Origin of the sequence: Pseudomonas sp. GD03944 (assembly GCF_029839275.1) — a bacterium.
In the GTDB taxonomy this organism is placed as follows: domain Bacteria; phylum Pseudomonadota; class Gammaproteobacteria; order Pseudomonadales; family Pseudomonadaceae; genus Aquipseudomonas.
The window spans coordinates 276,296-297,841 of the sequence record NZ_JAOCAH010000006.1; the positions used below are offsets into that span (position 1 = coordinate 276,296).

The window sequence follows — 21,546 nt, forward strand, 5'->3', positions numbered from 1 at the left end:
CGGGCGGTTCGGCATTCAGAAATCACGCTTGTAGAACAGGTCGAGGGAGCTGGCCAGGCCGCTGGCGGCCTCCAGGTACAGGCGTTTGGTCAGCTCGTAGCGCAGCGCCACGGTGTTCACCGGCTCGAACACGCCGACGCCATAGCGCAGGCTCAGGCGCTCGGACAGGTTGCCGCTGGCCACCACGCTGGTGCCGTCGCCACTGCCTTCGGTGTCCAGCTGGAAGTTCTCGATGCCCAGGGTCTGGGCGACGTTGCCGGTCATGGTCGAACTGCCGGCCAGCCCCAGGGACAGCGCGGCCCGGGCCAGCATGTTGTTGTCGTTGCCGCTGGACATCGGCCGGCCGAGCACCAGGTAGGACAGCGCCTGCTCCTGGCTCATGGCCGGCTCGGAGAACACTTCGCTGCGGGGCTGGTCGGCGCTGCCGCTCAGGCGCAACCCGGCCACCACGTCCTCGACCCGGCGGATCGCCTCGATGTCGAGGAACGGCTGGTCGATCGGCCCGGTGAACAGCAACCGCGCCCGGCGAATTTCCAGGCGCTGGCCGTAGGCGCGGAAGCGGCCGTTGTTGAGGGCCAGCTCGCCACGGGTCTCGAGGTCGTTGCCGATGTGTATCTGCCCGGCCAGATCGGCGTTCAGGCCAAAGCCACTGAAGGTCAGCTTGTCCTGGCCCACGGTGACGTCGATGTCCATGGCGATGGCGGTTTCGGTCTTTTCTTTACTCTGGGCACCGACGATCACCGCGTCCTCGGATACTTTCACCGTGGACGGCGGCAGCTCGCGCACCAGAATGCTGCCGCGCGGTACCGCGACCTTGCCACTGACCGACAGCAGCTGGTCGATCAGCCGCACGCGCAGGTCCGGTTCGACCTGGAGGTCGGCATAGGGCTCGACGATCACCGGCAGGCGCTGCCCGCTGACGCGAATGTCGGCACTCACGTCCTGCCCCCAGGCCAGTTCGCCCTGGATATTGCCCTGCCCGTTTTCGCCGCTGCGCCAGCCGCCCGTGAGTTGCAGGCTTTCCCCGGCAATCAGCGCCTGCAGCTGCAGCGCTTCGAACTGGGTCGGCAATTCGCCGCCGGACAGCTCGCCGTCGCTCAGTTGCAGGCGGCCGTTGACCTGGGGCGCCAGCAGGCTGCCGGACAGGCTGCCGCTGCCGTTCAACTGGCCAGCGATGCGTTCGACCATGGGCACGAACGGGCGCATCACCGCCAGGTCCAGCCCGTCCAGACGGAAGCTGCCGCTCAGGGGCTTATTTGCCGGGCGCGGGTCGAGCTGCGCCTGCAGCGCCAGCTCGCCGATCTCCGGCCCGCGCAGGTCGAGGTTGGCCTCCACCTGGCGCGGCCGCAGTTGGCTGCTCAAGCGCAGGCTGTCGTAGGGGAAGTCGACCCACTGGTCCTGCTCGCGCACGCGCCACACGCCCTGCCCCGCGTCCAGCAGCACATGGCCGTTGGGGCCGCTGGCGGGCAGGTCGAGGTGAATTTCGGCATTCAACTGGCCCTGCCAGGCGAAATCCTTCGGCAGCCACTGGCCCAAGCTGTCCAGCGGGAAGTTGGCCAGGGTGTAGCGAATGCGCGGCTCGGGCATCAGCCGCTGGTCTTCGCCACACAGGCTGGCGGGGCCGGAACGCCAGCAGTGGGCGCCTAGGGTGAGTTGCCCGCTGGCCAGGCGCACCAGCGATGCCGGGGCCTGCAGGCGCCAGTCCTGGCCATTGCTCTGCAGCTCGCCCCGGCTCAGGCGGCCACGCCAGTTGCCCTTGTCCAGGGTGCCGTCGAAGGCCAGCACGCTCTGCAGCAACGGGCCGTCGAGGTCCAGCGTCAGTTGTTGCTGCTTGATATCGCCCTGCCCCTCGACCGTCAACGTACCCAGCGCGGTATCGCCCAGGGCGATGCCGGTGGCGGTCAGGTCGAGCTGGGCGCGCTGAGCACGGTCGAGGGTGGCGCGCAGGGCAAGGTTGTTGATGCGTTGGTCGGTGTAGGCCAGGCGCTGCCCTTGCAACGCCAGTTGCCCCTGGGGTGCCTGCAGGGTGCCGGCGAGGTCGAGCTGGCCGTCGATGCCACCCTGCAACCCCGGCCACAGCTGGCCCAGGCGGCTCAGGGCAATGCGCAGTTGCCCCGTCAGCTGGCGATCCAGCGCGGCCTGGCCGTCGATGCGGTTGTCGCCCAGGCGCAGGTCGAAGCGTTCCAGGGTCCAGCGCTCGCCGGAACCGTCAGTGCGCGCTTGCAGCACCACGGGCTGGCCACGCAGGCGGCCCTGGATGTCGATGTCGGCATCCAGCCGCAGGGTCTGGTCGCGCCATTCGCCCTTGCTGCGCAACGGACCGGCCAGGGTGCCAGGCAACTCGGCCACCCAGTAGGCGGGGTCGAACTGGCTGACCGCCAGGTTGGCGTCCCAGCGCACCCCGTCGGCGAACCCGACGCTCACCTGCCCCGCCACCTGGCCCTGCCCCGCGGTCACCCGCAACTCGGGCAGGAACACCTGTTGCAGGTCGCCGCTTACCGGGCTGGACACACTGAAATCGCCGGCCGGGCCTTGCAGATCGGCGGCGAAATTGCCCAGGTAGTTGCCATCGGCAAACACCAGCTCGCCCTTCAGCGTGCGCAGCGCCACGGGTGGCGGCTCGTCCAGCGGGTAGAGACGCTGCCAGGGAAAATCCTGCCAGTCGAAACGGCTGTCCAGGCTGAAGGACTCGCGCCAGTCCAGGCTGCCGCTGAGCTGCACGCGCTGCGCCGGGTTGGCTGTGAGGTCGAGGGCCTCGATCTGCGCGCCCTCGGCCGTCACCGAACCCAGCAGGCGCAGGGCCATGGGCCCCTCTTCGGCCGGCAGCCGCGCCGCGCCGTCGATGGCGTAACCGTCCTGCAGGTTGCCGTCGGCCTTCAACATCAGGTCATCCAGGCGCAGCGTGGGCGGCAGGTCGGGCGACGCGAGGAAACCATCAGCCTCCAGCCGCACCTGCGCCGGCAGGTGTTCGGCGAGGGGCTGCACCTCGCCGGTCAGCCGGCCATTGAGGTAGCCCTGGCTGTCGGCCTGCAGGTTCAGGCTGTGCAGCAGGTCGCCGCTGACCTGCACCGCCAGTTGCCAGGGCGTCTCACCCGGCGCGGGCAGGGTCACATCGCCGGTGAGGCTGAGCGGCCAGTCGCCGCGGGGCTGCACGGTGCCCTGGATGTCGACCGACAGCGCGTCACGCTGCAGTTGCAGGCGTTCGATGCGCAGGCCGTCGGCCACCCACTTGGCCTGCAGGTGCAGGGTCTGCAATTGCTCGGCGTCGTTCAGGGTCAGGCTGCCGATCTGCACGTCGCCCACTTGCAGGGCCAGGGGCAGGTCGAGGTCGGGCAGGCGCAGCGGTTCGTCACTGCTCTCGGTGCTCGGCGGGAAATGCAGGTCGATGCGCTCGGCGGCCAGCCGCTCGATGCACAGGGTGGCGCGCAGCAGGCAGCTCGGTGACCAGTCCAGCGCCGGCGCCAGCACCTCCACGCGGCTGTCGCCCTGCTGCCAGTGCAGGCGATCGGCCCGCCAGGCGCCGCCCAGCCGGCCGTCGAAGTTCTCCAGGGTCAGCCCCGGCACCTGTTGCAAGGCCCAGCGGCTGCCGGCGGTGGTGCCGAGGATCACCGTCACGACCAGGAGCACCAGCAGCAACAGGCCCAGCAGGCTGGCCAGGGTGAGTGTCAGCCCGCGCCTCACAGTTCCGGCCCCATGGAGAAATGCAGGCGCACGCCGCCCTGGTCATCCAGCGGGTGCGCCAGGTCCAGGCGCAGCGGCCCCACCGGCGAGACCCAGCGAAGCCCAAGGCCCACGGCGCTTTTCAGGGTGGGAAAATCCAGCGAGTTGAAGGCGTTGCCCTGGTCGAAGAAGGTCGCCACCCGCCAGCGCTCGGCCACGCTGTACTGGTACTCGGCACTGGCGGCGAACAGGTAGCGCCCGCCGACCTTGTCGCCCTGGCGGTTCTCCGGCGACAGGGTCTGGTAGTCGTAGCCGCGCACGCTCTGGTCGCCACCGGCGAAGAAGCGCAGGGACGGCGGCACCGACGCATTGAAGCCATCGGAGGCCGTGCCACCGAACTGCACGCGCCCGAGGAACCGATGCCGCTCCGCCAGGGTGGTCAGGCCCTTGAGCAGCACGTTGCCGTGCACCAGGTCGGTGTCCGACAGCAGCCCTTCCTTGGCCGCCGCCAGGTCGAACTGCAGGCGGTAGCCGTGGTTCGGGTCGATCTGGTTGTCGCTGTGCAGGTAGGAAAAACTGACGCCCGGCATCAGCAGCGTGCTCAGGCCGGAATCGTCGCCCAGGCGGTATTCCTCGCGCTGCCATTTCAGCGACAGGACCCGCTGCCAGCCGCTGTCGAGCTTGCTGTGCCATTCCGGCCCCACGGTCAGCAGGCGGCTGAGGCTGTCGGTATCGGCCAGCTCTTCATATTGATAGCCACCGGCATAGCGCAGCTTGTCGGTCAGCGGCGGGTCCAGGGGCACGTCGTACCACAGGCCGACGTTCTGCCGCGGCGCCGACAACTCCATCTCGGCGCCGTAGCTGTGCCCCTGCGGGTTGGCCCAGTGCCGGGTCCAGTTGGCCCGGCCGCGCGGGCCGACGTCAGTAGAGAACCCCAGGCCCAGGCCCATGCTGCGCGGCTTGCGCGCCGACATCTGGACCTTGACGGGAATCACCCGCTGTTCGGCCTCGGCCGGGTTGGCGTCGACCCGCACGCTTTCGAAATAGCCGCTGGAGCGCAGCGCCTGGTACAGCTCGGCGATACGCTCGGAATCGTAGGGGGCGTCCGCCTGGAACGGCACCATGCGTTGCAGCAGGGACTCGTCGAACGGCACGTCGCCGTCGAAGCTCACCGCCCCCAGCTGGTAACGCGGGCCACTGTCGTAGATCAGGCGGATGTCGGCCACCCCGGCACGGGGGTCGATCTGCAGTTCCTGGGCGTTGAAGCGGCCCCGGAAGAAGCCGTAGCGTGAAGCCTGGTTCTGAATCGAGCGCTTGGCCGCTTCATAACGACCATGGTTGAGCACGGCACCGGGCTTGAGCCGGTCGTCGGTGGGGATGCGAAAGGCGCGCAGCTCGCTGGCCGGCCCGTCGATGCGCAGGGTGACCTCGCGCAGGCGCACCGGCTCGCCGCGCACCACGTTGACGATCAGGCGCAGCGGGGCCTGTTCACTGACTTCGGTCTCGATCTGCGCCTGGTAGTAGCCCAGGGCCTGGGCGGCCTCGTGGGCGCGACTCTCGGCGACCCGGCGGAAACGCTGCAAGGCTTCGGCGTCGCGATCGCCGAGGCTGCCGATGTAGTTCTGGATGTTTTCCCGCAGCGCGGTACTGTTCGGCGTGACCCGCACCTCCAGGCGCGCTTCAGCCAGCACCGCGGTACTCAACGCCAGCAACAGCGCTGCCACGACCGTTCTGTTCAACACTCTCATGGGGCGGATGCTACCACGGCCTACGCCCCATTCTAGAGCAGATGCTCCCCGCGCCCCGGTTACCGGTTGTTTCCAGCCAGGCTCAGGCGCTGGCCTTGGCCACCGGCTGCGGATTGGGGTGAAAGAACACGTGTTCGATGATCGGCCCCACCGCCAGCTCGCCGATGTCTTCATAGCCCTGGCGCTTGTAGAAGGCCAGGTAATGCGGGTTGCCGGTGTCGATGACGATGCCTTGCGAGGTGTCGTCCTGGGCGCACCAGTCGTGCAGCGCCTCCAGCAGTTGCTCGCCGAACTTCTGCCCCTGGAATTCCGGGTGGATGCCGATCAGCGGCAGCACGTGGTACTGGCCCGGCGGCAGGCACGACAGCACGGCGTCGTGGTATTCCAGGTAGCGCCGGGTGCAGCGGAAGCCGGTGGTCAGCAGCATGCGCATGCGCCAGCCCCAGCTTTCGGTGATGTCCAGACGGCGCCGTGGCGGCGCGATCAGGGCCATGCCGATCAGGCGATCCTCGATCAGCAGCCCAAGGGCCGGCAGGTCCTCGTTGAAGTGCTGCTGCACCAGCTCGCGCACCGTGGCCCGGACCCGCTGGTCGTAGCCGGCGCGGTCCGCCTCGAACAGGTAGGCGAAGGTCGGGTCGTGGCGGTAGGCGTGGTACAGCAGCGAGCGCGCCTCGCGGGCGTAACCACCGTCGAGCAAACGGACTTCGGCTGTTCTGTGGGGCATGGGCGGTGACCTCGGTTGTTCTTTTAATGGAGGGGCCTGTTGCCACCCTAGCACCGCCTTTGTGGGCCTGCCAGATCGCTGGCCGTCGGCCCGGCGGATCGGCTAGCATCGCAGGCTTTCCCGCTGAAACCAGGATTTGCCGCCATGAAGATCGTCTCGTTCAATATCAACGGCCTGCGGGCGCGCCCGCACCAGTTGGCGGCGCTGATCGAGAAACACCAGCCGGACGTGATCGGCCTTCAGGAAACCAAGGTCTCCGACGACCAGTTCCCCGAAGCGGAAATCCGTAACCTTGGCTACCACGTCCAGTACCACGGCCAGAAGGGCCACTACGGCGTCGCCCTGCTCTCGCGCCAGGCACCGCTGGAGCTGCACAAGGGTTTCCCGGGCGATGACGAAGAATCCCAGCGCCGCTTCATCTATGGCACCTTCGCCGATGCCCAGGGCAACCCGATCACCGTGATGAACGGCTACTTCCCCCAGGGCGAAAGCCGCGACCACCCCGTCAAGTTCCCGGCCAAGCAACGCTTCTACGCTGACCTGCAGAACCTGTTGGTGGCGCATTTCCAGCCCAGCCAGCCGCTGGTGGTGATGGGCGACATCAACATCTCCCCGGAAGACTGCGACATCGGCATCGGCGAACCCAACCGCCTGCGCTGGCTGAAGACCGGCAAGTGCAGCTTCCTGCCAGAAGAGCGCGAATGGTTGGCCACCCTCAAGGGCTGGGGCCTGGTCGACAGCTTCCGCCACCTGCACCCGGAGGTGAACGACCGCTTCAGCTGGTTCGACTACCGCAGCCGCGGCTTCGAGGACGAGCCCAAGCGCGGCCTGCGCATCGACGTGATCCTCGCCAGCCAGCCGCTGCAGGCCCGCCTCAAGGACGCCGGCATCGACTACGACCTGCGCGGCATGGAAAAGCCCTCGGACCACGCGCCGATCTGGCTCGAGCTGAGCTGACCCGACGGGAAGCGGAAAGCCCCGTGGCAGACCGCTTCCCTGCCTCTCTTTGAACAGCCCGCCAACACCCACCTGTCATAATCCAGTCACCTTTCTGTCTTATCGTCGCGGCACTTTCCTCCACCCATACAAGGTGTTTGCCGCATGCCGCGCGCCCTGCCCGCCGATGACCAGGAAACCTGGAGCCGTACCCTCACCTTCCTGATCCTCGGGTTCATCTGCTACGCCCTGCCTTGGTCGGTGTTCGCCGACGCCCTGCCCACGCCCACCAGCAGCGGCACCGTCCTGCACATCCAGGGCTCCAACACCATCGGCGCGCGACTCGGCCCGGCCCTGATCAAGGGCATGCTCGAAGAGCAGGGCCTGAGCGACATCCGCATCGAAGCCGGCGCCGTGGAGAACGAGCAGCAGATCAGCGGCCGCGCCAGCAACGGGCGCCGCGTCGTGGTCACCATCGCCGCCCACGGTTCGGGCACCGGTTTCACCGGCCTGCGCGACGGCAGCGCCGACCTGGCCGCCTCCTCGCGGCCGATCAAGGACGCCGAAGCGTCGGCCCTGGCAAGCCTCGGTGATCTGAAAAGCGCCGGCGGCGAGCAGATCATCGCCATCGACGGCCTGGCCATCATCCTCCACCCGAGCAACCCCATCGTCGCGCTGCGCATCGACCAGCTGGCGCAGATCTTCTCCGGCGAAGTAACCGACTGGAGCCAGCTCGGCGGTAACAGCGGGCGCATCCGCCTCTACGCCCGGGATGACAATTCCGGCACCTACGACACCTTCAAGGAGCTGGTGCTGAGCGCCCACGGCAAGGCCCTGGCGCCTTCGGCCCAGCGCTTCGAATCCAGCGAGAAGCTGTCCGACGGCGTCAGCCAGGACCCGCAAGGCATCGGCTTCATCGGCCTGCCGTACATCCGCCAGGCCAAGGCGGTGTCGATCGCGGCCGGCGATTCCCTGGCCATGGCGCCGCTGCCGACCCTGGTGGCCACCGAGGACTACCCGCTGTCGCGCCGCCTGTTCATCTACATCCAGCCGCAGAGCAGCAACGCCTGGGCCCGGGAGCTGGTGCGCTTCACCCACAGCCCGCGCGGCCAGGCCATCGTCGGCCAGAACGGCTTCATCGCCCAGACCGTGCAGGCGGTGAACGTCGCACCGAACAACGCCATGCCGCCGGCCTACCTGAAACTGGCCAACGAAGCCCAGCGCCTGACCGTCAACTTCCGCTTCCAGGAAGGCAGCGCCAGCCTCGACAACAAGGCCCAGCGCGACCTGGAGCGGGTCATGAGCTACCTGCAGAGCCAGGACAAGCTGCAGAACAAGGTGGTGCTGGTGGGCTTCGGCGACCCGAAAGGCGACCCCGGCCGCGCCGAGCTGCTGTCCAAGCTGCGGGCCATGGCCGTGCGCCGCGAGCTGGCCAAGCAAGGTGTGTTGCTGCGCGAGGTCGTCGGTTTCGGTGACGAACTGCCGGTGGCGGCCAATGATGGCGATGACGGGCGCATCAAGAACCGCCGCGTGGAAGTGTGGGTGTATTGAGGTTCGTACCCGACTCAAGGCCTTTTGGTGGGTTACGCCACGCGCGGTGACCGCGGCCGCTGAACGATCAGCGGTTGGCGTGGCTAACCCACCCTACGGATTGCTGTCTCCCGTAGGGTGGATGACGCTTTTTTCATCCACCGGGCCGTTACGGCGGTGGAAAACGCGTTGCGGTTTTCCACCCTACGGATTGCGATTCAACCTTGTCATTCGATGAGACGCCTTGGTGGGTTACGCCACGCGCGGTGATCGCGGCCACGGAGCGATCAGCGGCCGGCGTGGCTAACCCACCCTACGGTAGAGCGGTCCGTGCCAGCGATTGCACCGCTTGCAACCCAGCCCTTCGACTTCTACCTTTAACGGTACGTGACGCCGGGCCCCTCTGGCGGTGAGTTCCTCACCGTGATGTCGGAGTCACTAAGTTGATGTTCAACTTAGGCAGACAACAGGGAGGTCCCATGACGGCTCTGCATGCCTTTTTAACCACCCCCTTTCTCGGCACCCCCAGCTGGTTCTGGCTGGCCTTCATCACCATCGTCCTCGCCCTGCTGATCTTCGACCTGGGCGTGTTGCACCGCGACCAGCACGAAATCGAGATGCGCGAGAGCCTGCTGCTCTACAGCGGCTACTTCAGCGTCGGCGTGGCCTTCGGCGGCTGGGTCTGGTGGCAGCTGGGCGCGACCAAGGCGCTGGAGTTCTACACGGGCTTTCTGGTCGAACAATCGCTGTCGATGGACAACGTGTTCGTGATGGCGATGATCCTCGGGTTCTTCGGCATCCCGCGCAAATACCAGCACCGCGTGCTGTTCTGGGGGATTCTCGGGGTGATCGTGCTGCGTGCGATCATGATCGGCCTGGGCACGGCCCTGGTGCAGGAGTTCGAGTGGATTCTCTACGTGTTCGGCGCCTTCCTGCTGCTGACCGGGGTGAAGATGCTGTTCTCCAAGGAAGAACAGCACCCGGACCTGTCGCAGAACCCGATGCTGAAATTCCTGCGCCGGCACATCCGCGTCACCGACAACCTGCACGGCGGCCACTTCCTGGTGCGCCTGCCCGACCCGGCCACCGGCAAGGTGCTGCTCTACGCCACCCCGCTGTTGCTGGCGCTGGTGCTGATCGAGCTGGCCGACCTGGTGTTCGCCGTGGACAGCGTGCCGGCGGTGTTCGCCATCACCCAGGACCCGTTCATCGTCTACACCTCGAACATCTTCGCGATCCTCGGCCTGCGGGCGCTGTACTTCGCCCTGGCGGCGCTGATGCACCGCTTCGTGTACCTGAAGTACGCCCTGGCGCTGGTGCTGATCTTCATCGGCGGCAAGATTTTCCTGCACGGTTTCATCGGCAAGATTCCAGCGGTGCTGTCACTTGGCGTAACCTTCGGTCTGCTGGCAGGCGGTGTCCTGCTGTCGCTGCTGAAAACCCGAGACCAGCCCGCTGAGACCCAGGCGCCCGTTGACCGACCCGACCATTGAAATCGAACTGATTGACCAGCACGGCCGCCCCGCCTGGAAAGTGCACATGGGCCGCCGTGCGGTGATTTTCCACGATGAACAGGCGGCCCGCGCCTTCGCCGCGCAGCTGCACATGCGCCTGAACTGGTTCCTGGACCAGGCCGACGATGACGAACAGCAGCCGCCCGGCGCCTGATCCCAGGCAAAAGAAAACCCGCCATGAGCGGGTTTCTTTTTCAGCAGGCGGGCCTCAGCGGCTGGCGCGCATCATCTCCTTCGACACGTACTTGCCGATCTCGAACTTGCCGATCGCCGCGCGGTGCACTTCGTCCGGGCCATCGGCCAGGCGCAGGGTGCGCTGCATGGCGTACCAGTAGGCCAGCGGGAAGTCGTTGGAGACCCCGGCGCCGCCGTGGATCTGGATCGCCCGGTCGATCACCTTGAGCGCGACGTTGGGCGCCACCACCTTGATCTGGGCGATTTCGCTGGCGGCGATCTTGTTGCCCACGGTGTCCATCATGTACGCCGCGTTCAGGGTCAGCAGGCGCGCCATGTTGATTTCCATGCGCGAGTCGGCGATGTGGTCGATGTTGCCACCCAGGCGTGCCAGCGGCTTGCCGAACGCGGTGCGGTTGATCGAACGCTCGCACATCAGTTTCAGTGCACGCTCGGCCATGCCGATGGAACGCATGCAGTGGTGGATACGGCCCGGGCCGAGGCGACCCTGGGCGATCTCGAAGCCGCGGCCCTCGCCCAGCAGCACGTTCTCGTACGGCACGCGCACGTTCTCGAACAGCACTTCGGCATGGCCATGGGGCGCGTCGTCATAGCCGAACACCGGCAGCGGGCGCAGCACCTTCACGCCGGGGGTATCCATCGGCACCAGAATCATCGAATGCTGCTGGTGGCGCGGGCCGTCCGGGTTGGTCAGGCCCATGAAGATCATGATCTTGCAGCGCGGATCGCAGGCACCGGAGGTCCACCACTTGCGGCCGTTGATCACCCACTCGTCACCCACGCGCTCGGCACGGGCCTGCATGTTGGTGGCGTCCGAGGAGGCCACGCCCGGCTCGGTCATGGCGAAGGCCGAGCGGATCTCGCCACTGAGCAGCGGCTTGAGCCACTGTTCCTTCTGCGCGTCGTTGGCGTAGCGCACCAGCACTTCCATGTTGCCGGTGTCCGGCGCGGCGCAGTTGAACGGCTCGGCGCCGATCAGCGAGCTGCCCATGATTTCCGCCAGCGGCGCATACTCGGTGTTGGTCAGGCCGGCCCCCAGTTCGGACTCGGGCAGGAACAGGTTCCACAGGCCTTCGGCCTTGGCCTTGGTTTTCAGCTCTTCCATGATCGCGGTGGGCTGCCAGCGGTCGCCCTCGTTGACCTGCTGTTCGAACACGGCCTCGGCCGGGTAGACATGGTTCTCCATGAACGCGGTGACGCGTTCACGCAGTTCCTGAACCTTCGGGGAGTACGCAAAATCCATGGAGAGCTACCTTCTGACGGGTGTTTTGGTGAGTGAAAATGATGCTAGAACAGGGCTCCGGATTTATCTAACCTATTTTCGCCGTGTATTAACATTCATCACCGATATATGATTCACCCATAAGAACAACTCTCGGAGTGCGCGTGGCATGAATCTGAACAAGGTCGACCTGAACCTCTTTATCGTCTTCGACGCCATCTACACCGAGGCCAACCTGACCCGGGCCGGGCAGATCGTCGGCATCACCCAGCCGGCCGTGTCCAACGCCCTCGCCCGCCTGCGCGAGACCTTCAACGACCCGCTGTTCGTGCGCACCGCCCAGGGCATGGTGCCCACGCCGATGGCGCAGAACATCATCGGCCCGGTGCGCAACGCCCTGCAGCAGCTGCGCATTTCCGTGCAGGAAAGCCGCATCTTCACCCCTGCCCAGGCGAACAAGACCTACCGCATCAGCATGACCGACCTGATCGAGGCGGTGATCCTGCCGCCGCTGTTCCAGCGCCTGCGCCGCCTGGCACCGCAAGTGACCATCGAGAGCATGCTGGCGCGCCGCCGCGAGACCACCAAGGAACTGGCCGCCGGTCGCCTGGACTTCGCCGTGGACGTGCCCCTCAACACCGACCCGCAGGTGCGCCACGTCAAGCTGATGGACGACCGCTACGTCTGCGCCATGCGCCGCGCCCACCCGCTGGCCAAGGACAAGATCAGCCTGGACGAGTACCTGTCGCTGACCCACATCCACATCTCCAGCCGCCGCAGCGGCCTGGGCTACATCGACCTGGCGCTGGGCAAGATGGGCATCCAGCGCAAGATTTCCCTGCGCTCGCAGCACTACCTGATGGCCTCCAACGTGCTGCAGAACACCGACATGGCCATGACCGTGCCGGAGCGCTTCGCCCGGCGCAACGACCTGCACTACGTGGAGCTGCCGGTGAGCGACGTGCCGACCCTGGAAACCCACCTGTACTGGCACGAAAGCACCGACCAGGACCCGGCCAACCGCTGGATGCGCGAGCAGATCATCGAGATTTCCCAGCAGGTGATCGCCCAGGAAAAGAAGGCGGAGAAGGCCTCCGCCTGAGGAAAGGAAAAAGCTGTTCGATAGCGCCAGTCAGGCGCTGTCGCGCAGCACCAGCTCGAAGCCGACGTCGATGCAGCGCTGGGCCGGCAATTCGCCGCGCATCAGGGTCAGCAGCATCTCCCCCGCCAACTGACCGATCTGCCCACGGGTGGTGCGCACGGTGGTCAGCGCCGGGTGCACCCAGGCCGCCGCCGGCAGGTCGTTGAAGCCGGCGATGGCCAGGCGCCCCGGCACCTCCAACCCCAACTGCCGCGCCCGGAACAGCGCCCCCAGCGCCAGGTCGTCGTTGTTGAAGAACACCGCGTCGATTTCCGGTTGCTGGGCCAACAGCCGATCCAGCAAGGCCGCCCCCAGGCCGATGGACGACAGCTCCGGCGTGAGCAGTTCCAGGCTCGGGTCGTGACGCCCCTGCTCCGCCATCGCCTGGCGATACCCTTCGGCCCGCTGCAAGGTGCGCGGGTCGAGTTGCGCCGCGGCAAAGGCGATGTGTCGGTAGCCCCGTTCGATCAGCGCGCGGGTCATGGCCGCCCCCGCGTCCTGCTGGGAAAAACCGACGCAGTATTCGTCCTCGGCGTCGCTCAGCTCCATCATGGTGACGATCGGGCCGCGGCAACTGCCGAGGATTTCCCGCGCCGCGTCGCTGCGCTCGAACCCTGTCAGCAACAATCCCGCCGGCTGGTGCGCAAGGTAGGACCGCAGCAGGCGCTCGTCCTCCTCGGGCCGGTAGTGGCTGACGCCGATCATCATCTCGAAGCCCGCCGGCATCAGCACCCGCTGGATGGCTTCGACCGTGTCGACGAACACCGAGTTGGACAACGAGGGAATCAGCACCGCCACCAGGTTCGACTTGGAACTGGCCAGTGCCCGCGCCGCCGGGTGCGGCACGTAGCCCAGGGCCTTGGCCGCCTCCATCACCTGGGCACGCAACGCATCGGACACCCGCTCGGGCTGCGACAGCGCGCGCGAGGCGGACATCAGCGAACAGCCCACCGCCTTGGCCACATCGGACAGGGTGACGCGTTCGGCGGTGCGGCGGCGACGTTGGCTCATGATCGTTCCATGGGGTGACGGTCGGCGATTCTACAGGTGAAAAAAGCGCGGGGCACGCCGCCCTGTGCCGCCACCACCATGCAAGGAGTGACGACTATGGCGTGCCCCGCTAAACCGGTCAGTTGCCCGTTTTCGACAGCTCGGCCTGCACCTGTTCGAACAGCGGCTCGCCGACGGTGTCGATCACTTTCTGGATCGCCGGCTTGGCCTGTTCGCGCATGCGCTGCACTTGCTCAGGGCTGATTTCGTTGATTTCCATGCCCTGCTCCTTGAGCTGGGCCAGGGCCTTGGTCGCTTCGGCGCGGGTGTCCTCACGCTCGAAGTCGCGGGCCTTCTTCGCTGCCTCGAGGATGATGCCCTGCTCGGTCTTGGACAGGCCGTCCCACCAGCGCTTGGACGCAGTGACGATCCACGGGCTGTAGACGTGGTTGGTCACGGTCAGGTACTTCTGCACCTCGTAGAATTTCGAGGAGAGGATGGTGTTGAACGGGTTTTCCTGACCGTCCACGGCCTTGGTTTCCAGGGCGGTGAACAGCTCCGAGAATGGCAGCGGCAGCGCGTTGGCGCCCATCAGCTTGAAGGTTTCGAGGAACACTGGGTTGGGCATCACGCGCAGCTTGATGCCCTGGAAGTCTTCCAGGGTGTTGATCGGACGCACGTTGTTGGTCATGTTGCGGAAGCCGTTTTCCCAGTAGACCAGGCCCACCAGGCCCTTCTCTTCCAGCTTGTCCATCACCTGGCGGCCGACAGGACCGTCGAGAACCGCATCGGCCTGTTTTTCGTTGGCGAACAGGAACGGTGTGTCCCACACCGCCATTTCCTTGGTGATGCCCACCAGGGTCGCGGTGGAACCGACCATCATCTCCTGGGCGCCGCCGATCAGGGCGTTCTGCATCTGGTCATCCGAGCCCAGGCTGGCAGCGCCGAAGGTACGCATTTTCAGCTTGCCGTCGGAGGCCTTGGCCACCTCGTCGGCGAACAGCTTGGCCGCCCGCCCCTGGTTGCTGTTTTCGTTGAGCCCGTAGCCGAAGCGTATCATCCGCGAGCGGACGTCGTCGGCATGGGCGGTCAGGGAGGCCAGCGGGCCGCAGAGCATCGCGGCGGTGAGGACAGCGATCAGGGGACGTTTCATCAGTGAGTACCTTTTATTGTTGTGAGAAGTACGACAAGGGTGAATCGGGCCGCGTCAGCGCAGCCAGGCCAACGGGACCGTGACGATCGACGGGAAGACGATCAGCAGCGCCACGATCACCATGTAGATCAGGAAGAACGGCATCACACCGCGCACCAGCACTTCCATCTGCAGGCGGCCGATGCCGCCCACCACGTTGAGCACCGTGCCCACCGGCGGCGTGATCAGGCTGATCGAACCGATGAGGACGAACATCACGCCGAAGTACACCGGATCGACGCCGGCACCCGCCGCGATCGGCGCCAGCACCGGGCCGAGGATCAGGATGGTCGGGGTCAGGTCCAGTACCATGCCCACCGCCAGCATCAGCAGCACGATGGCGGCCACCAGCAGTTTCGGGTGTTCGACCAGCGGGCCGAGCATCGCGGCGATCTCGCCGGGCAGCTGGGCCAGGGTCACCATGTAGGCCGAGACGGTCGCCGCGGCGCAAAGGAACATCACCGAAGCGGTGGTGCGGCTGGCGCGGGTCAGGGTCTCGTTGAAGGCGGCCCAGCTCAGTTCGCGGTAGAGCAAGGTGGACACGCCCAGGGCATACACTGCCGCCACCACAGCCGCTTCGGTCGGGGTGAACAGCCCGAAGCGCAGGCCACCCACGATGATCACCGGCAGCATCAGCGCTGCCACGCCATCCACCAGCGCCTTGCGCCGTTCGGCCTTGGTGGCCTTGGGCATCGGCGGCTCGTTGAAATCCCGGGCGATCAGCGTCCAGGCCACCACCAGGCCGACGCCCATGATCAGCCCCGGCACCAGGCCGGCCATGAACAGTTGGCTGATCGAGGTGTTGGTCACCACGCCATAGATCACGAACGGCATGGACGGCGGGATGATCGGCGCGATGATACCGCCCGCCGCCACCAGGCCGGCGGAGGAATGCAGTGGGTAACCGCGCTGGCGCATCATCGGCAGCAGCAGGGTGGCCAGGGCCGCGGTGTCCGCCAGGGCCGAACCGGACATGCTCGCCAGCAGCACCGCTGCAGCGATCGCCACGTAACCCAGACCACCACGCAGGTGGCCGAAATAGGCCTGGGCCATGGCGATGATGCGCCGCGAAATACCGCCGGCGTTCATCAGCTCACCGGCCAGGATGAAGAACGGCACGGCCAGCAGCGGGAAACTGTCGGCACCCGCCAGCAGGTTCTGCGCCAGCAGCTGCACGTCCCAGAACTCCAGGTACCACATCAGCACGGCGCCGGTGAGAATCAGGGCGAAGGCGATGGGCATGCCGAACGCCATGAACCCCAACAGGGAAGAAAGGAAGACAGCGACAGTCATCTGCAGGTCCTCGGTGGGCATTGCCCGGTGTTGTTATGGGTGTAAACCGGCTCAGTCGGCCGTTACGTTCGCGTGGGCGGCAGCGCTGAGCGACGGACGTCTCCAGAGCATCACCAGTTGCACCAGGGCCAGGACCACCAGGGCGATCATGCAGGCCAGGATCGGCACCATCGCCAGCACCACCGGGTAACCGACCACGGTACTGACGTTGCCCCAGCCGAACTCCACCTGATGCCAGGCGCCCCAGGCCGAGAGCAGGCTGGCACCGGCCACCAGTAGCCAGCTGATGGAATCCGCCAGGCGCTGTACGAAGGGCCGCAAGCGGTCGCGAATCATGGAAAATCGCATCAGTTCGCCGCGACGCATGCTCGAGGCCACGCCGACGAACACCAACCAGACGAAGGCCAGGCGCGACAGTTCCTCGACCCCGGCCATGCCGGTACCGAAGGCGTAGCGCGCCACCACGTTGCAGAACACCGCGACCACCATGAACGCCATCAACATGGCCATCATCACGTCGGTCACGCGGTCGAACCATTGGGCTACGCGCCCGCCATAAATCGGCTCGGCCGTCAGCGTCGGGGCATGGTTAGCGCTATCAAAGGCAGTCGAAGAAAACGCCGTCCGTTCGGCCATCTCCGCCTCCGCGCCGTCACGGCGCAGCCACTGGTCCACCGTGGCCACCACCTCTTCGCGGGAACGCGAGGCGTCGACGATCAGCGTATGGGGCTCGCCTTCCGGGCGTTGCAGGGTCTCGAACTGGCTGGCCACCAGGGAAGTCGGCATGAAATGCCCGGGACGCTCGCCCACCCGCTGCAGGGCGGTGGCATGGTCGACATCGAGGTGAACGAACTGCAGGCCCGGGACCGCCGCACGCAGGCGATCACGGTAGGCCTGCTTGAGTGCCGAACAGGCCAGGACGAAGCCTTGACCTTCCACCTGGACGCAGCGCATTTCGTCGATCAGCGAATCCAGCCACTGGATGCGATCGTCGTCGCTCAGCGGGATGCCCGCACGCATGCGTTCGACATTGGCTTCGGGATGGAAGTGATCGGCCTCGATGTAGCGCCAGCCTAGGTGGCTGGCAACGGCCAGACTGATATTGCTCTTGCCGGAGCCGCTGACCCCCATGACCACCAGGGTGCGACGTGCCGGTGCAACAGAGGGAGCAGATGAGGTCTGCATGCTATCTCCTGGGCGCCATTCGTGTGGGCCGCTCATTGTTTGAGCCGGATGTTAGCGCTATCCAACTCGTCCGACAACCCTCCCCGTGCACAAACCGTTTCGTCTACGACTATTGGCTATAGGCGAACGCTTGCCGGTGTGTCGATCCAGGCCCGCGCCGCACGACTACTCACTGACACCCCTTCACAACCCACCACGGAGCAGGCCCGCCCATGAACCTCTATGCCCACCCTTTCTCCTCTTACTGCCAGAAAGTGCTGATCGCGCTGTACGAAAACGACACGCCCTTCGACTGGCGCCTGATCGAGGACGCTGCCCCGGAAGTGGTGGCCGAACACGCCGCCCTCTGGCCGCTGAAACGCTTTCCGGTGTTGCAGGATGGCGACCGGGTGATCGCCGAATCCAGCATCATCATCGAGTACCTGGACCAGCAGCATCCCGGCCCGGTGCGCCTGATTCCAAGCGCGCCAGACGCGGCGCTGGAGGTGCGCTTTCTCGACCGCTTCTTCGACAATTACATTGCCGGACCACTGTTGACGGTCGTTTTCGACAGCCTGCGCCCGGCCGAACACCGTGACCCGTACGGCGTCGAGAACGCCCACGCGCAATTCGAAACCGCGTACCGCTGGCTCGATCAGACGCTGGCCGGACGCCAATGGGCAGCGGGCGATACCTTCAGCATGGCCGACTGCGCCGCGGCGCCCGCGCTGTTCTATGCCGATTGGGTGCACCCGATCGATGAACGCTTCGGGCAGGTGCGCGCCTACCGCAGCCGCCTGCTGGACCGCCAGTCCTTCGCCCGCGCGGTGGACGAAGCGCGCCCTTATCGCCACCTGTTCCCGCTGGGGGCACCGGATCGGGACTGAACAGCCGCCGATTGACTTCATCGAACGGCAGACTTACGTTAACGTAAAGGTAAACGAGAGCCGCCCCATGACCACCTACTCCATCTCCGAATTGGCCCGCGAACTGGACATCACCACCCGGGCCATTCGCTTCTACGAGGAGCAGGCCATGCTCAGCCCCGAGCGCCGGGGCCAGGAGCGCATCTACAGCGCCAAGGACAAGGTCACCCTCAAGCTGATCCTGCGCGGCAAGCGCATCGGTTTCTCCCTGGCCGAATGCAAGGAACTGATCGGCCTCTACGACCCCGCCGGCAACCGCAAGCAGCTGGACACCTTCATGGCCAAGATCGCCGAGCGGCGCGGCCAGCTCGAACAGCAACTGCTCGACATCCAGCAGATGCAGCTGGAACTGGACACCGCCGAAGAGCGCTGCCTGAGCGCCATGGCCGAACTCGACAAACAGCCCGCCACGCCCTCCTAGGCCTGGCCGCGCAGCCCCCGTTTTCCCACTCGAACAATTCCAACAGGTGAAACCATGAGCTACCCCTCCCTCAACTTCGCGCTCGGCGAAACCCTCGACATGCTGCGCGAGCAGGTGCAGGCGTTCGTCGCCAGCGAACTGGCGCCGCGCGCCGCCGAGATCGACGCCAGCAACCAGTTCCCGATGGACATGTGGAAGAAATTCGGCGACATGGGCCTGCTCGGCATCACCGTCGAAGAGGAATACGGCGGCGCGGGCCTGGGCTACCTGGCCCACGTCATCGCCATGGAAGAAATCAGCCGCGGCTCGGCCTCGGTCGCCCTCTCCTACGGCGCCCACTCCAACCTCTGCGTCAACCAGATCAAGCGCAACGGCTCGGCCGAGCAGAAAGCCCGCTACCTGCCCAAGCTGATCAGCGGCGAGCACGTGGGCGCCCTGGCCATGAGCGAGCCCAACGCCGGCTCCGACGTGGTGTCGATGAAACTGCGCGCCGACAAGCGCGGCGACCGCTATGTGCTCAACGGCAGCAAGACCTGGATCACCAACGGCCCGGACGCCAACACCTACGTGATCTACGCCAAGACCGACCTGGACAAGGGCCCCCACGGCATCAGCGCCTTCATCGTCGAGCGCGACTGGAAGGGCTTCAGCCGTGGCAACAAGTTCGACAAGCTGGGCATGCGCGGCTCCAACACCTGCGAGCTGTTCTTCGATGACGTCGAAGTGCCGGAAGAAAACGTGCTCGGCCAGCTCAACGGCGGCGTGCGCGTGCTGATGAGCGGCCTGGACTACGAGCGCGTGGTGCTCTCCGGTGGCCCGGTGGGGATCATGCAGGCGGCCATGGACGTGATCGTGCCCTACATCCACGACCGCAAGCAGTTTGGCCAGAGCATCGGCGAATTCCAGCTGATCCAGGGCAAGGTCGCCGACATGTACACCCAGCTCAACGCCAGCCGCGCCTACCTGTACGCCGTGGCCCAGGCCTGCGACCGTGGCGAGACCACGCGCAAGGACGCCGCCGGGGTAATCCTCTACACCGCCGAGCGCGCCACGCAACTGGCCCTGGACGCGATCCAGATCCTTGGCGGCAACGGCTACATCAACGAATTCCCCACCGGCCGCCTGCTGCGCGACGCCAAGCTCTACGAGATCGGCGCCGGCACCAGCGAAATCCGCCGCATGCTGATCGGCCGCGAGCTGTTCAACGAAACCAAGTAAGCGCTTGCCAACGTCGGGTGGATGACTGGAACGCCCTCCACCCGACGGACCCAACCGGAGCCTGACGATGGCCATCCTGCACACCCAGCTCAACCCGCGCTCGCCAGAGTTCGCCGCCAACCGCGAGGCGATGCTCACCCAGGTCAACGACCTGCGCACCCTGCTCGCCCAGATCCACGAAGGCGGCGGTGCCAAGGCCCAGGAACGCCACACCTCGCGCGGCAAGCTGCTGCCCCGCGAGCGCATCAACCGCCTGCTCGACCCCGGCTCGCCGTTCCTCGAGATCGGCCAACTGGCCGCCTACGAGGTCTATGGCGAAGACGTGCCCGCCGCCGGCGTGGTGGCCGGCATCGGCCGGGTCGAAGGCATCGAATGCATGATCGTGGCCAACGACGCCACGGTGAAAGGCGGCAGCTACTACCCACTGACGGTGAAAAAGCACCTGCGCGCCCAGACCATCGCCCAGCAGAACCGCCTGCCGTGCATCTACCTGGTGGACTCCGGCGGCGCCAACCTGCCGCGCCAGGAAGAGGTGTTCCCGGACCGCGAACACTTCGGGCGGATCTTCTTCAACCAGGCCAACATGAGCGCCATGGGCATCCCGCAGATCGCCGTGGTCATGGGCTCCTGCACCGCAGGTGGCGCCTACGTGCCGGCCATGGCTGACGAAGCGATCATGGTCCGCGAGCAGGCCACCATCTTCCTCGCCGGCCCCCCTTTGGTGAAGGCCGCCACCGGTGAAGTGGTCAGCGCCGAGGCGCTTGGCGGTGCCGACGTGCACTGCAAGACCAGCGGCGTGGCCGACCATTATGCCGAGGACGACGAGCATGCCCTGGCCCTGGCCCGGCGTAGCGTCGCCCACCTCAACTGGCGCAAGCTCGGCGCGCTCGATGCGCGCCAGCCGATCGCCCCGCTGTACGCCAGCGACGAGCTGTACGGGGTGATCCCGGCGGACGCCAAGCAGCCCTTCGACGTGCGCGAAGTGATCGCGCGCCTGGTCGACGGCTCGGTGTTCGATGAATTCAAGGCGCTGTTCGGCACCACCCTGGTGTGCGGCTTCGCCCACCTGCACGGTTACCCCATCGCAATCCTGGCCAACAACGGCATCCTGTTCGCCGAGTCGGCGCAGAAAGGCGCGCACTTCATCGAGCTGGCCTGCCAGCGCGGCATTCCCCTGCTGTTCCTGCAGAACATCACCGGCTTCATGGTGGGCCAGAAGTACGAGGCCGGCGGCATCGCCAAGCACGGCGCCAAGCTGGTCAACGCCGTGGCCTGCGCCAGGGTGCCGAAATTCACGGTGATCATCGGCGGCAGCTTCGGTGCCGGTAACTACGGCATGTGCGGCCGCGCCTACGACCCGCGCTTTTTGTGGATGTGGCCCAACGCGCGGATCGGCGTGATGGGGGCCGAGCAGGCCGCCGGAGTGCTGGTGCAGGTCAAGCGCGAGCAGGCGAGCCGCGCCGGCCACCCGTTCAGCGACGAGGAAGAAGCGCGCATCAAGCAGCCCATCGTCGCCCAGTACGAGCAGCAGGCCCACGCCTTCTACTCCAGCGCCCGCTTGTGGGACGACGGCGTCATCGACCCCGCCCAGACCCGCGATGTGCTGGGCCTGGCACTGTCGGCCAGCCTCAACGCCCCGATCGAGCCGAGCCGCTTCGGCGTATTCCGCATG

Annotated in this window: 17 protein-coding genes; 9 read left to right on the top strand and 8 right to left on the bottom strand. The window is 66.3% G+C overall.

The genetic code is table 11. The features are described from left to right. Window positions 1-15: 15 nt before the first annotated feature. The 3 genes from N5C28_RS12365 to N5C28_RS12375 all read right to left on the bottom strand — a co-directional run bounded on the left by N5C28_RS12365 (window position 16) and on the right by N5C28_RS12375 (window position 6,132). Complete coding sequence (locus N5C28_RS12365) at window positions 16-3,681, bottom strand: translocation/assembly module TamB (protein WP_279822630.1); 3,666 nt, start codon at window positions 3,679-3,681, stop codon at window positions 16-18. Beyond that, window positions 3,678-5,399 carry an autotransporter assembly complex protein TamA gene (locus tag N5C28_RS12370; protein ID WP_279822631.1) on the bottom strand — a complete coding sequence of 574 codons (1,722 nt, stop codon included), beginning with the start codon at window positions 5,397-5,399 and terminating at the stop codon, window positions 3,678-3,680. The genes N5C28_RS12365 and N5C28_RS12370 overlap by 4 nt, the downstream gene beginning before the upstream one ends. 91 nt (window positions 5,400-5,490) lie before the next feature. After that, a complete protein-coding gene (locus N5C28_RS12375) occupies window positions 5,491-6,132 on the bottom strand; it encodes a GNAT family N-acetyltransferase (protein WP_279822632.1) in 642 nt (213 codons plus the stop codon). A 144-nt stretch (window positions 6,133-6,276) separates the two neighbouring features. Between N5C28_RS12375 and xthA the strand changes: the two genes are divergently transcribed. The 4 genes from xthA (at window position 6,277) to N5C28_RS12395 (ending at window position 10,266) form a co-directional block, all read left to right on the top strand. Next, entirely contained in the window at window positions 6,277-7,089 is an 813-nt protein-coding gene (xthA, locus tag N5C28_RS12380) for an exodeoxyribonuclease III (RefSeq protein WP_279822634.1), read from the top strand. A 144-nt stretch (window positions 7,090-7,233) separates the two neighbouring features. Next, on the top strand, window positions 7,234-8,619 hold the full coding sequence (locus tag N5C28_RS12385; RefSeq protein WP_279822635.1) for a phosphate ABC transporter substrate-binding/OmpA family protein: 1,386 nt from the start codon (window positions 7,234-7,236) through the stop codon (window positions 8,617-8,619). Window positions 8,620-9,077: 458 nt separating this feature from the next. After that, a complete protein-coding gene (locus tag N5C28_RS12390; RefSeq protein ID WP_279822636.1) occupies window positions 9,078-10,091 on the top strand; it encodes a TerC family protein in 1,014 nt (337 codons plus the stop codon). Further along, on the top strand, window positions 10,072-10,266 hold the full coding sequence (locus tag N5C28_RS12395; RefSeq protein WP_279822637.1) for a hypothetical protein: 195 nt from the start codon (window positions 10,072-10,074) through the stop codon (window positions 10,264-10,266). The genes N5C28_RS12390 and N5C28_RS12395 overlap by 20 nt, the downstream gene beginning before the upstream one ends. A 54-nt stretch (window positions 10,267-10,320) precedes the next feature. Here the strand turns inward: N5C28_RS12395 and N5C28_RS12400 are convergent, their stop codons facing one another. After that, window positions 10,321-11,550: an acyl-CoA dehydrogenase gene (locus tag N5C28_RS12400; protein ID WP_279822639.1), complete on the bottom strand. Its 1,230-nt coding sequence runs from the start codon at window positions 11,548-11,550 to the stop codon at window positions 10,321-10,323. Window positions 11,551-11,698: 148 nt separating this feature from the next. Here N5C28_RS12400 and N5C28_RS12405 point away from each other — a divergent pair, with 148 nt between their 5' ends. After that, window positions 11,699-12,631, top strand: coding sequence for a LysR family transcriptional regulator (locus tag N5C28_RS12405; protein ID WP_279822641.1), 933 nt, complete (start codon window positions 11,699-11,701; stop codon window positions 12,629-12,631). A gap of 30 nt (window positions 12,632-12,661) precedes the next feature. Here the strand turns inward: N5C28_RS12405 and N5C28_RS12410 are convergent, their stop codons facing one another. The 4 genes from N5C28_RS12410 to N5C28_RS12425 all read right to left on the bottom strand — a co-directional run bounded on the left by N5C28_RS12410 (window position 12,662) and on the right by N5C28_RS12425 (window position 17,330). After that, complete coding sequence (locus tag N5C28_RS12410) at window positions 12,662-13,681, bottom strand: LacI family DNA-binding transcriptional regulator (protein WP_279822642.1); 1,020 nt, start codon at window positions 13,679-13,681, stop codon at window positions 12,662-12,664. A gap of 118 nt (window positions 13,682-13,799) precedes the next feature. Then, window positions 13,800-14,813, bottom strand: coding sequence for a TRAP transporter substrate-binding protein (locus N5C28_RS12415; protein WP_279822643.1), 1,014 nt, complete (start codon window positions 14,811-14,813; stop codon window positions 13,800-13,802). A 54-nt stretch (window positions 14,814-14,867) separates the two neighbouring features. Beyond that, complete coding sequence (locus N5C28_RS12420; protein ID WP_279822644.1) at window positions 14,868-16,145, bottom strand: TRAP transporter large permease subunit; 1,278 nt, start codon at window positions 16,143-16,145, stop codon at window positions 14,868-14,870. A 51-nt stretch (window positions 16,146-16,196) separates the two neighbouring features. After that, window positions 16,197-17,330 (bottom strand): gluconokinase, GntK/IdnK-type, encoded by a 1,134-nt coding sequence (locus N5C28_RS12425; protein WP_279822645.1) that lies wholly within the window; start codon window positions 17,328-17,330, stop codon window positions 16,197-16,199. A 212-nt stretch (window positions 17,331-17,542) separates the two neighbouring features. Here N5C28_RS12425 and N5C28_RS12430 point away from each other — a divergent pair, with 212 nt between their 5' ends. From N5C28_RS12430 to N5C28_RS12445, 4 genes are all read left to right on the top strand, one after another. Beyond that, entirely contained in the window at window positions 17,543-18,196 is a 654-nt protein-coding gene (locus N5C28_RS12430; RefSeq protein WP_279822646.1) for a glutathione S-transferase family protein, read from the top strand. Window positions 18,197-18,263: 67 nt separating this feature from the next. Next, on the top strand, window positions 18,264-18,656 hold the full coding sequence (locus N5C28_RS12435; RefSeq protein WP_279822647.1) for a MerR family DNA-binding transcriptional regulator: 393 nt from the start codon (window positions 18,264-18,266) through the stop codon (window positions 18,654-18,656). Between the two features lie 54 nt (window positions 18,657-18,710). Next, complete coding sequence (locus tag N5C28_RS12440) at window positions 18,711-19,874, top strand: isovaleryl-CoA dehydrogenase (RefSeq protein WP_279822648.1); 1,164 nt, start codon at window positions 18,711-18,713, stop codon at window positions 19,872-19,874. A gap of 67 nt (window positions 19,875-19,941) precedes the next feature. Further along, window positions 19,942-21,546 (top strand): carboxyl transferase domain-containing protein (locus N5C28_RS12445; RefSeq protein ID WP_279822649.1); only part of this gene is annotated, 1,605 nt, incomplete at its 3' end.